General features: G+C 34.8%; 11 protein-coding genes. 8 read left to right on the top strand and 3 right to left on the bottom strand.

The window, feature by feature from the left end:
• The first annotated feature begins 6 nt into the window (after window positions 1-6).
• From C1Y58_RS04865 to C1Y58_RS04835, 7 genes are all read left to right on the top strand, one after another.
• Window positions 7-1,314, top strand: coding sequence for an alpha-amylase family glycosyl hydrolase (locus tag C1Y58_RS04865; RefSeq protein ID WP_170311520.1), 1,308 nt, complete (start codon window positions 7-9; stop codon window positions 1,312-1,314).
• A 118-nt stretch (window positions 1,315-1,432) separates the two neighbouring features.
• Window positions 1,433-1,777, top strand: a complete 345-nt coding sequence (locus C1Y58_RS04860; RefSeq protein ID WP_105614849.1) for a DsrE family protein — start codon at window positions 1,433-1,435, stop codon at window positions 1,775-1,777.
• Between the two features lie 472 nt (window positions 1,778-2,249).
• On the top strand, window positions 2,250-3,569 hold the full coding sequence (locus tag C1Y58_RS04855; RefSeq protein WP_105614848.1) for an ABC transporter substrate-binding protein: 1,320 nt from the start codon (window positions 2,250-2,252) through the stop codon (window positions 3,567-3,569).
• 56 nt (window positions 3,570-3,625) lie between these two features.
• Window positions 3,626-4,519 (top strand): carbohydrate ABC transporter permease, encoded by an 894-nt coding sequence (locus C1Y58_RS04850; RefSeq protein WP_105614847.1) that lies wholly within the window; start codon window positions 3,626-3,628, stop codon window positions 4,517-4,519.
• A 12-nt stretch (window positions 4,520-4,531) separates the two neighbouring features.
• Window positions 4,532-5,359: a carbohydrate ABC transporter permease gene (locus C1Y58_RS04845; protein WP_105614846.1), complete on the top strand. Its 828-nt coding sequence runs from the start codon at window positions 4,532-4,534 to the stop codon at window positions 5,357-5,359.
• Window positions 5,360-5,393: 34 nt separating this feature from the next.
• On the top strand, window positions 5,394-6,854 hold the full coding sequence (locus tag C1Y58_RS04840) for a sulfatase family protein (protein ID WP_105614845.1): 1,461 nt from the start codon (window positions 5,394-5,396) through the stop codon (window positions 6,852-6,854).
• Between the two features lie 65 nt (window positions 6,855-6,919).
• On the top strand, window positions 6,920-8,182 hold the full coding sequence (locus C1Y58_RS04835) for an ABC transporter substrate-binding protein (protein WP_105614844.1): 1,263 nt from the start codon (window positions 6,920-6,922) through the stop codon (window positions 8,180-8,182).
• A 36-nt stretch (window positions 8,183-8,218) separates the two neighbouring features.
• Here C1Y58_RS04835 and C1Y58_RS04830 read toward each other — a convergent pair whose 3' ends face one another.
• Window positions 8,219-9,718 (bottom strand): sensor histidine kinase, encoded by a 1,500-nt coding sequence (locus tag C1Y58_RS04830; protein WP_105614843.1) that lies wholly within the window; start codon window positions 9,716-9,718, stop codon window positions 8,219-8,221.
• A 12-nt stretch (window positions 9,719-9,730) separates the two neighbouring features.
• Window positions 9,731-10,411, bottom strand: coding sequence for a response regulator transcription factor (locus C1Y58_RS04825; RefSeq protein ID WP_105614842.1), 681 nt, complete (start codon window positions 10,409-10,411; stop codon window positions 9,731-9,733).
• Between the two features lie 172 nt (window positions 10,412-10,583).
• Between C1Y58_RS04825 and C1Y58_RS04820 the strand changes: the two genes are divergently transcribed.
• Window positions 10,584-11,795, top strand: coding sequence for an MFS transporter (locus C1Y58_RS04820; protein ID WP_105614841.1), 1,212 nt, complete (start codon window positions 10,584-10,586; stop codon window positions 11,793-11,795).
• A 77-nt stretch (window positions 11,796-11,872) separates the two neighbouring features.
• On the opposite strand, the gene C1Y58_RS04815 is transcribed toward C1Y58_RS04820, so the two are convergent.
• A complete protein-coding gene (locus C1Y58_RS04815) occupies window positions 11,873-12,286 on the bottom strand; it encodes a DUF3795 domain-containing protein (RefSeq protein WP_157949953.1) in 414 nt (137 codons plus the stop codon).
• Between the last annotated feature and the right edge of the window lie 3 nt (window positions 12,287-12,289).

Below are 12,289 nucleotides of genomic sequence, written 5' to 3'. Positions count from 1 at the left end.
GTTTTGATGACCGTAATAACAACTTTTTTATTACTATCATTGAGCTTGAATAAAAAAACTGATTGGATAGATGATGCAACGATTTATGAAGTCAACTTAAGACAATACACAGAAAAAGGGACTTTCGAAGCCTTTAGAGAACATTTGCCCCGATTAAAAGAGTTAGGTGTGGAGGTGCTATGGTTCATGCCTATTCATCCCATCTCTGAAGTAGAAAAAAAAGGTGAGCTGGGATCATATTATGCCGTTGCAGATTATAAAGAAGTTAATCCTGAATTTGGTACCATGGAAGAGTTTAAAGCTCTGGTAGAAGAATGCCATGACATGGGATTCAAAGTTATACTGGATTGGGTGGCTAATCATACAGGATGGGATAACCAATGGATTACTGATCATCCAGAGTGGTATACCCAGGTTAATGGAGAAATTACCATACCAGCTGGAACTAATTGGACGGACGTTGCTGATCTGAATTACGACAATGAAGAAATGCGACAAGAGATGATAGATGCCTTAGTATTTTGGGTTGAAGAAGCAGACATCGACGGCTATCGTTGCGATGTGGCAGGGAGTGTACCAGTAGATTTTTGGGAAGATGCAAGAGTAGCATTAGACAAAGTTAAACCAGTATTTATGCTTGCAGAAGACGGATCAAATTATAGTCTTTTGGATAATGCATTTGATGCTAACTATAACTGGTATTTATTAGATTCCATCAACACAGTTGCCAATGGAGGCAGAGCCAGCGCTATTCGTTCGGATATAAGAAGAGCAGCTGCTGTTTACCCAGACGGAACATTTCCTATGAATTTTGTGACAAACCATGATGAAAACTCATGGAATGGTACTACTGAGGAAAGGTTGGGGACTTCGAGAAATTTAATGGATGCTCTTGTCTTTACCGCACCTGGTATTCCTCTTATTTACTCCGGCCAAGAAGCCAACTTAAATAAAAGGCTACTTTTCTTTGATAAAGATGAGATAAACTGGTCAGATCTATCTAAGCAAGATTATTATGAGCGTTTAATTGACCTTAAAAAAGAGAATGAAGCTCTATGGAATGGCTCAGTAGGTGGCGATTTAACCTTTATTGATACTACAGAAAAATCTATACTAGCTTATGTTCGAACTAAAGATAATAATAATGTTGTTTTCATAGGTAATTTCATTGACCAAGTAACAGAATTTACATTAAAATCCTTTGATGAAAGTGGGCAATATAGAAACTATTTTACTAGTGAAGAAGTGACACTTGAAGAGGGCATTAATCTTGAACTTGGACCATGGGCATACTATATTTTAGTACGTGATTAATAAAGAGTAGGTTTAAATGAGTTTGACCGACTTGGAAATAATTAATGTATTGTATAGAGGTTAAAGGTTAAAATCTCTGATATAATAGATGTATTAATTGGATGAAGGAGGTCAGAACATGAGTAAGCAAGACAAGTTAAATATCCTATGGACCAATGCAGATGTTATTACTGCCGAGAAGATGGTGATGATGTATGCCATCAACAGTAAGATTCATGATTTTTGGGATGAAGTAACAGTGATTATTTGGGGAGCAACAGCCAGGCTTGCCGCTGAAAACCCTCTTGTTCAAGAAAAAATCCGACAAGCTATTCATGTGGGGGTTCATGTATCAGCCTGTAAGGCATGCGCTGATCAGCTAAATGTATCAGATAAGCTAGCAGAGCTAGGTGTTGAACTCAAATATTGGGGAGAAGGATTAACGGATATTTTAAAAGAGAATGAGAAACTCATAACAGTATAATAATGTACTCATTGCTTTAGAATAATATATAGGGGAGGATTTTATATACCCCTATATATTATTGAAAATCGAGGAGCTGTAGAACTTCCCACAGGGAAGTTCTTTTTTTATAGTGTAAGAAAGTACTGAGTTTTGCTGGCAAGGAACCATACTTTCTTGCACATACTTGAAATGCGATGCAAGTCACTTTTCTTGTAGTGTAAGAAAGTACTGAGTTTTGCTGGTAAGGAACTATACTTTCTTGCACATACTTGAAATGTGACGCAAGTCACTTTTCTTGTAGTGTAGGAAAGTTATAGGGTGGGATATTTTATTCCCCCTATTTTTAATTCCAGTTAGTAACCAGCTGAAAAGGTTAAAACATCTGTAATATGGGGGGGAACATGGGGGAATAGTTTTTTCAACTTAGCAACAATTCAGATATAACCTATAATAAAACAGAAATAACATTTATACATATGGAGGTTAAAACATGAAAAGATATCTGTCTTTAATGCTAGTCATTATTATGACTACAGCACTTTTAATGGGATGTAGTTCTGATTCGAAAGAGGAACCAACTACTCAAACAAAAGAGTCAACAACAAAGAAAGAAGAGAAGGATACAGCAAAAAAAGAGGAAGAAGTAACTACCATTGATTTTTACTATCGTTCATCCAACGAAATCTATTTCAAAGAAATTATTGCTAACTATGAAAGTCAAAATCCAGCAGTTAAAATCAATCAAGTAGCTTACCCCAATAAAGACTATAAAAATAAAGTATTGGTTCAATTAGCTGGTAATGGTGATATTGATGTATTTGATACAGGGAATGCCGCAGAGTATGCATCTTATGTAGATAAGAAGCAGTTATTAGCTTTAGATGACCTTATCGCAAAAGACAATTTAGATTTAGGACCATATGGTAACACCATCGATCAATTGCGCATAAATGATAAGCTTTATGGTTTACCATTTACAACATCTGCATGGGTACTTTTCTATAATAAAGACTTATTTGATGCAGCTGGTGTTCCTTATCCTACAGATGATATGACATGGGATGAGTTTAGAGAAGTGGCTAAGAAAATGACATCAGGAGAAGGCAATGATAAAATATGGGGGACTTATGTCCACACATGGCCACAATGTTGGTATGGACCAGCGTTGCAAAATGGTGAGACAATAGTAAGTGGCAATTATGGACCTTTCCAAGAAGCTCTACAATTCAAAATGGACTTGGAGAGTGATGGTTCAGCTATGCCTTATACTGAGGCTGTAGCAACAAGCGCTCACTATAATGCTATGAACCAAACAGGTAAGGTTGCTATGGTACCAATCGGTGAGTGGCATATTGAACAGCTTCGTACAGCGGAAAAAGAAGGCAGTATGAGTTTTGATTGGGATATTGCAGCAATGCCACATCCAGAAGGTGTTGCACCTAATACGACCTGGGGAATGCCAGCAGAATTATCTATCGTTGAGGGGAAGGATAATGTAGATGCTGTTTGGGATTTTGTCAAATATGCTAGTGGTGTAGAAGGTGCAAAAGTATTTGCAGAAAGTGGTCGTTTACCAGCTATTATCAATGATGAAACGACTAAAATATTCATTGGTGATCCTAATCAGAAACCACAGAATGTGGAAATGATCTTCAATCAGGAAATTTATTTAGAAATGCCAGCTGTTCCAAATATCAACTCTGTATTTGAAATATTCAACAAAGAATCACAATTAACTTTTGCTAATGAACGATCTGTTGAAGAAACTATCAAGGTGATCGAAGAAAGAGTTAACAATGAATATCGTTAACAATAGCCCTCTTAATCTTAAGATTAAGAGGGACAATTTTAAGTTGAGGTGTAAATATGACAACTTCTAATAAAATTTCAACAAGACAAAGAAACCGAATTAATGGCTATCTATTTTTATTACCAAATATCATTGGGTTTGCTATATTTACGTTTATCCCTGTATTTATGTCCCTGATTATTAGCTTCAGTGATTGGGATGGCTTTAGCGAAATGAATTTCATAGGTTTAGGCAATTATATACGATTATTCTCAGATCATGTATTTCTAGTTTCGCTTAAGAACACATTAATTTACACTCTAGGCTCCGTGCCATTCATAATTCTATTCGCCTTATTGGTAGCAGTTGCTCTCAATCAAGGAATTAGGGGAGTGAAGTTTTTCCGGGCTGCATTTTTTATTCCACATGTTACAGCGGCACTTGCAATAGCAGCTGTATGGCAGCTTTTATACCACCCAACAGTTGGACCAATTAATAATGTTCTTATGAGCCTTGGTATGGATAATCCACCATTATGGCTATCCTCATCATCCTATGCCATGTTAGCCGTAATTATAATGACTATCTGGAAGCGTATGGGGTACTTTATGGTCATGTTCTTAGCAGGACTTCAAGGAATTCCAGAGGTATTGTATGAGGCTGCAGATATCGATGGAGCTAGTAAATTTAGAAAGTTTATTCATATTACTGTACCGATGTTATCACCAGTTATGTTTTTCTCATGTATTATGGCAATTATACAATCTTTTAAAGTATTTTCAGAAATTTATGCCCTTACTCAGGGTGGACCAGGGTATGCAACAAACGTACTGGTTTATAACATATACATCGAAGCTTTTGATAACTTTAATTTTGGTTATGCGTCTGCTCAATCCTATATATTGTTTATTATTATTCTAGTAGTAACACTTCTTCAATTTAGAGGTCAGAAAAAATGGGTGAATTATTAAAGGAGGATAACCATGATTAAGAAACTCAACATTAAACAATTCATTGTATATATCCTGATAACAGCTGCTTCTCTTACCATGATTATGCCACTATTATGGATGCTATCAGCATCTTTTAAGCCTGAAACAGAAGTTTTTGCATTCCCTATCCAGTGGATTCCAGAGACATTTTTGTGGAGTAATTACGTTCACGTTTGGACAGAATATCCATTCCTTAATTACTATATCAACTCCATTAAGATAGCAGTAGCTGTTACAGCTTTACAGGTTGTCACATGTTCTATGGCGGCTTATTCATTTTCTAGGATTCAATATCCTGAAAGAGATAAAATCTTCTTTGGATATCTTAGCACCATGATGATTCCTTATCAGGTTATTATGATTCCTCAGTTTATGATCATGCGTAATTTAGGATTAATGGATACCCATCTAGCTCTTATTTTGATTGGTGCCTTTGCACCCTTTGGTGTTTTTCTCTTCAGACAGTTTTTCATCACCATTCCAATGGAGCTATCGGAGGCTGCACGTATAGATGGCTGTAGTGAGTTTAGTATCTATGCTACAATCATATTACCATTAGCTAAGCCAGCAATGGCAACACTCATCATCTTCACTTTTATAGCAAGTTGGAATGACTTTCTCGCTCCATTAATCTACATTAACAGTGAGGAGATGAAGACTTTACAGCTAGGGATGCGAAATTTCCAAACCCTATACGATTCTAACTATGCACAGTTAATGGCTGCATCAGTTTGTGCCATAGTACCTACAATTATCGTATTCTTATTTACTCAGAAATACTTTATTAATGGTATAGCTACTTCTGGGCTTAAAGGTTAAGAGCAATATAATGGATATATAGAAAGGAAAAACTATGAAAAAGAGACCCAATCTCATTTATGTATTTGCGGACCAATGGAGAGCTCATGCTATGGGGTTTATGAAGGAAGATCAAGTAAAAACTCCTCATATAGATGCATTTTCTAAAGAAAGTAAAGTATTGACTAATGTCATTAGTACGTACCCTTTGTGTTCCCCTCATCGCGCCTCTTTGATGACGGGGAAATACCCCTATTCATGTGGTATGTGGACTAATTGTAAAATAGGTCTTGATGAAGTGCTGATGCTTATGCCACAAGAAACCTGTATAGGCAATGTACTAAAGGATAATGGTTATAGTACAGGTTACATAGGGAAATGGCATTTGGATGCAGCAGAAATGAATTTTACACCCGAGCCAATATCTGGAGCAAAAGGGTGGGGGGCTTATACACCACCTGGTGAAAGAAGACAGGGGTTTGATTACTGGCTCTCATATGGAGCGATGAATCAGCATATGGAGCCCTATTATTGGGGAGATACCGATGAGAAAATAGAGCCTAAGAAGTGGTCTGTGGAGTTTGAGACTGATGCAGCCATTAACTTTATTAAAAGGCAAGAGACTGAGAAGCCATTCGCACTTTTTTTATCATATAATCCACCTCATTCACCCTATGATGAAGTACCTGAAAGATATAAAGCAATGTATACGGAGATGGCAATCAATTTCCGACCGAATGTACCAGATGACTTGAAAAGCGAAAAGGATCAGGAAATGTTGAGAAACTATTTTGCAGCAGTTACCGGCATTGATGAAAACTTTGGCAGATTATTGGATTATCTTAAAGAAAAAGAAATGGATGAGGATACTATAGTTGTTCTCTCATCTGACCATGGTGATATGCTGAATTCGCATCGGTTTAATGGAAAAAACGTTTGGTATGAAGAGTCTATCAATATACCTTTTATAATAAGGTGGAAAAATCATATAGAAACAGGTTTATCCGATGGTCTAATGGCAAGCCCGGATCATATGCCAACACTATTGGATTTATTGAACATTGAGATACCCTCATCTTGTGAAGGAAAAAGCTTAGCTACCCTCATAAAGGAAGGGACTATGGAAAATGAGCCTAAGGATGCATTGATATGTATGATACCTGGCCTTCCTGCTCTCATAGAACCATTTAAGAAAAGAGGGCTTAATCACAAATGTTTTGGGTGGAGGGGTGTACGTACGAAGAGATATACTTATGTTGTATATAACGGACTGCATCCAGATGATAAGCAACGACGATTTTTATATGACAATGTTAAGGACCCCTATCAAATGCAGCCAGTAGAAATAGATGAAATATTTGATAACTTGCATAAAGGGAGGTCTTTTTCAAACCCCTATTTAGCCCATATGAATGGAGATGTGGCTATTAATAGCCTTGCTAAGTTATTGGAAGAAAGGCTAAAGAACTATTTAGGAATAACGAATGACCCATTTATATTGAAGTTTCCAAATTAATTTAACTTAACTTTTGAGTAACATTCGTTTATAATGACAGTAGAAGTTATATAGGGGTGATAGTCATGAAAAAACTCATTGTAATAATTAGCTTATATCTTTTAATAGCAGCTGGGTGTACTACCTCGGAAAAAGAAAATAAACCAAACTCAGCTGTCATTCAAGATAATACAGTTCTTGAATTTTACTATCGTGAAAGTAATCATATTTTTTTTGATCAGATAGTGAATGAATATGAGCAACGATATCCAACTATTAAGATTAATCACTACCCTATTGACAATACTTTATACTTTGAAAAAGTGACTTCATCCCTAGAGAGTAATGAAGAGGTGGATGTCTTTGATTCTGGTAATATAACAGAATATGCATACTACGTCGATAATGCATACATTTACCCTATTGATGATTTACTAAAAAGAGACCATGTAAATGTAGTTCCCTATGGTCCTATTTTTGATGAAATAACGATGGATGGCAAAATATATGGGTTACCTTTTATAACATCCAGTTGGGTTCTTTTTTATAACAAGGACATCTTTGATGAATTAGGTGTTGAATACCCAAACAGCAAGATGACTTGGGATGAGTTTAGAGAACTTGCTGGTAAAGTAACATTTGAAACTTCTGATAAAAAGATATATGGAGCTTATCTTCATACATGGCCTCAATGTTGGTATGGCCTTGCCTTACAAACTGGAGCATCAATGATAGATATTGATTTGGAGCCCTTTGAAGATGCACTACAATATAGAATAGACTTACAAAAAGATGGCTTTATTATGCCATATAGTTATGCAGTAGATAATAATAAGCACTATAAAGATGTTTTTGTTAATGAAGAAGCTGCTATGATTCCTATAGGTGAATGGATGATTGAACAACTAAGAACAGCTGAAAAAGATGGTACATTGAATTTTGATTGGGATATCGTTCCCATGCCACACCCAGAGAATGTTGAACCCAATATAACATGGGGGATGAGTGCACAATTAATGATCAACAAAGAGACGATACATCTTGAGGAAGTTTGGGATTTTGTTAAATTTGCCTCGGGTCAAGAAGGTGCAAAAATATTTGCTAGAAATGGTCGATTGCCAGCATATCAAACTGACGATATTAAAGACATCTTTACAGGACAAGGTGGTAAACCTCAGAATATAGATATCATTTTTGACCAAAAAGTCTACATGGAGATGCCAGCAGTAGGAAAAAGTTATTTATTCAATGACATTTTTGATGAAGAATCTGAAAAGGCTTTAAGGAATGAGTCTACTGTTGAAGAAGCTATACAAACTATTGAAAAGCGAATAAAAGAAGATTATTAATAGCATCTATCTCATGGGATAGATGCTTTCTTAATGTTAGAGTTGAGGTAGATTAATCTTAAATGTAGCACCATGATCTTTAGTACTTTCAACAGTAATCTCACCATCATGGGCGTCAATAATCTTATGGCAATAGGAAAGACCAATTCCCCAGTTATTAAGAGAGTTTTTAGTACTGAAAAAAGGTTGAAAAATCTGTGCCAACATACCTTCATCAATGCCAGTTCCTGTATCAGTAATGCTTATAGTTGCCCAATTATTTTGAGCTTCTAAAGTAATGGTAATAATACCTTCAGTTTTATTACCAATGGCATCAATGGCATTATTGGTTAAGTTAATGATCACCTCTATTAACTGTGTTTCGTCAACATAAGCAATAGGATCATCAATGAGTTTTAACTGCAGGCTAATCCTAGAAGGTATGTGTAGTTGGTTCAGGGCGGATAGAATGATGGTTTTTAATTCACATTGACAGAGTTTAAGCTCCACACTCTTCAATTTTTTTGTAGCATCTGTAAGTGTGTCAAATGAAGATGTACAGGATTGATGTATGGTCTCTAGACTGTACATGGCTTCTTTATGGTCTGCCAATAGCTCCATGAGATATTCGGACTCTGAACGGATGACAAGAAGATGATTTTTTATGGAGTGAGTGAATACCCGCATTCCTAATGATGCTGTATCAATACTTCTGTTAATATGAATATTTTTATCTTTATAATAATTTTCAATGGCATTGAAACGATATAAGGCAATTAATATAAGTAAAAAAACTAAAATCACAATAATGGGAAAGGAGTTAAACATCATAATTGTATTGGAAAGATTGGGTACTTGAAAGTTATAATACCCATTAACTACTGTGATTTTAAGTAACACGTCTGGAGCCCAAGAAAACATAGAAAGAAAGATTATACCAATAGGTATTAAGCAAAGTATATTATAAAGGGTATAATTCCTTAGAAAACGTATTTTAGGATACTTATAATAATAATAGATCATAATGATAAATGCGATTAAAATGTATAACCAATTAATGGTATGAAAAAGCATACTGACTTTTGAAATCAGTAAATTATATTCAGGAATACCGTAAGCGGATTGATTATAATATTGTTGTAACAGTATCTGTATTTGAGGGTCATAAAAAATTAACTCAATGGCAGGCAAGATGGATAATAAAAGATAGATATAGTGATTGGGTATCCTTAATCTGTTTTTACCGGAAAAAGCTATGGAAAAACAGAGAACTGAATAAACAAATAGCATTATACCAATGTTAAAAAGTCTCAATATCATAATAGGATTAAGATCCATCAGTATAAGTTGATTCCATAACAAGGATGGGAAATAGAAAAGGCGATTCACAAGGTTATAACTATAACTGTGTGTGGATAAATAGAGGATAAAAGCAATGATGCTTATTGTCCAACCTATAATAATACCATATAAAAATTTGGTAGATGTATTTCTTAAGTTTTTATACGTAAATACAAAGGTTAGTATCAATAATATAATGGTTATATAAAGTAACATGAATATCCCTCATCACAGTGTTTTTAGTACATCAAATATTTTTAAGGCTTGAAGGGTATTGACTACTTCCTTCGTATTAGCCATATTAAACTTCTTTAGAATACTACTGATTTGTTTCTTTACTGTATCTTGTTCAACACACCTGATTTTAGCAATTTGTTTTCTCGTTTTATTTTCACAGAGTAATTTTAATATCTCCAATTCACTTGTTGTTAAATCAGAAATCATTCGTATAACATAAAGTAAGCTTTCTTCTTTACTTTTAATGCGTTTAAACTCATTTCTTATTTTTTCAGCTATAATTGGTCGTATAGGCGAAAGATTATCATGAGCTGCTCGAATACCTTTTATTATTTCAGAATCTGTTGCCGATTTAATCATATAATCAACGATACCCGTTTGAAATGCTGCGAAGATAATATTATCGTCTTCATGTACCGTTAACATAATGATCTTAATATCTGGTAAGTTTTTATTAATTTCTTTAGCAGCTTCAATACCAGCTAATTGATTTTCCATTTGTATATCCATAAGAATGATGTCAGGTTGATGCATGGCAGCTTTAAGAACTGCTTCATAGCCACTATTTGCAGTAGCAATACATTGCATATCCTTTTCCTTAGAAATGCATCGCTCTAAACGTCTACGATGAGCTTCCATATCATCGACAATAAGTAACTTAATAGGTGTCATAAATCCATCCCTCCCCAAGAATAATTATACTTTAAATCGCGTTAAATGACAATCTTTTAGGAGTTAGATAATGTATAGAAAATGGATTAAATAAGTTGACAAGCACCTAATAAAGTAGTACTTTATAGAGAATGAGTAACACGCTCTAGACTTTAAAGAGGGGATTGGGGAGATGTTAAAAAGATTGAAAGACATAGATAGAGTTCAACTTGTCTACTTTGCCATAATTGCACTAACAGCACTTGCCTTGGGCTTTAGTCATAATGTTCTATCGAATTATTTTAAAGATGCATATGATATTACCGCGTACCAGCGAGGATTAATAGAATTTCCAAGAGAATTGCCAGGTGTACTTGTTATTTTTATTATTGCAACCTTAACAGCCTTTTCAGATATTCGAATTGCCATGGTAGCGCAGATACTAAGTATAATTGGGATTGGTGCATTGGGCTTCATTACACCGCCTTTTACAATCATGCTTATATTTATCTTCATTAATTCACTGGGGATGCACATTTTTATGCCTCTTCAGGACAGTATAGGTATGTCACTGATTAAGGATAACAACATAGGTAAAAGAATGGGGCAATACAAAGGTGTTGTAACTCTATTTACTATGATAGCAAGCATAATAGTTTTCATAGGATTTAGAACAGATCTATTTAGTTTCCAAACTGAAATAAAATGGATTTTTATAATTGCCGCAATGATTTCATGTATTGTACTTATATTAATGTTTGTATTGGAAAAACTTAACAAGGAACCTATTAAGAATGATAGAAAGATTAAGTTTATATTTAGAAAAGAATATAAGTATTATTATGCCTTAGTTGTTATGTGGGGTGTTCAAAAGCAAATCATGATTGTGTATGGTCCTTGGGTTTTAATCAGTATACTGAGTAAAAAAGCAGATACAATAGCTATATTAGGTATGATTGGAGCATTTATAGGAATATTCTTTATACCTGCACTCGGTAGATGGATTGATCGATTTGGACTTAAAAAATTACTTTATGCAGATGCTTTATCCTTTATATTTGTTTATTTATTCTATGGGTTACTAAGCGCTGGCTTTGCATCAGGGTCATTAGCAACTATAGGAATTCCAGTAATACTTGCTTACATATTGTTCATTGTGGATAGGATGTCGACACAGATGGGCATGATTAGAACTATCTATTTACGCTCTATAGCTATAAAAGACTCCGATATAAGACCAACACTGTCATTAGGTCTAAGCTTGGATCACATCGTTTCGATCACCTGTGCTTATCTCGGTGGAATTGTATGGAGTGTTTGGGGACCACAGTATATATTTTTCTTAGCAGCAGGACTTTCTTTAGTTAACCTTTTTGTTGCTAGTAAAGTAAAGGAACAAGATTAGGCTTTCTAAGAGATAATATAAGGGAATAGCAGAGTTGATAGCTTTGTTATTCCCTTTTCGAATCATTAAATAAATACTCACTTATTCTGAGCTCTTAACTTTAGAATTCTTCTGCAATTCTCATATGGTCTAATAAATAGTTCGTAATCATCTTCAGGAATCTTTCCATGTTCTTTTTCTAACTCATCAATATCAACAAGTCTCTCTTTATAAGTTTCACACATGAAATCATCGCATTCAGAACAGTTCTCATACCCTTTTTTCTTAACACAAGGTCTAATAGGACAATCTTCATCTAACAGTTCAGTTTTCATACAATCGTCATTAAGGCACCCATCGCAGACAATATCCTCTGGTTGAATTGTAAGACCAAAATACTTATACCATCCTTCACTAAGATGCTTTCTGCGGTCATTTTTTTTCACATTCTCTTTGTAGGCAAGACATAGATCACATCGATAACCACATCTTGTTAGTATTTCCTTGTTCACATT

The organism is Vallitalea okinawensis (assembly GCF_002964605.1).
Lineage (GTDB): Bacteria > Bacillota > Clostridia > Lachnospirales > PQDH01 > Vallitalea_A > Vallitalea_A okinawensis.
The sequence above is the reverse complement of the archived record's forward strand: the minus strand, read 5'-3'. Positions and strand labels throughout refer to the sequence as shown.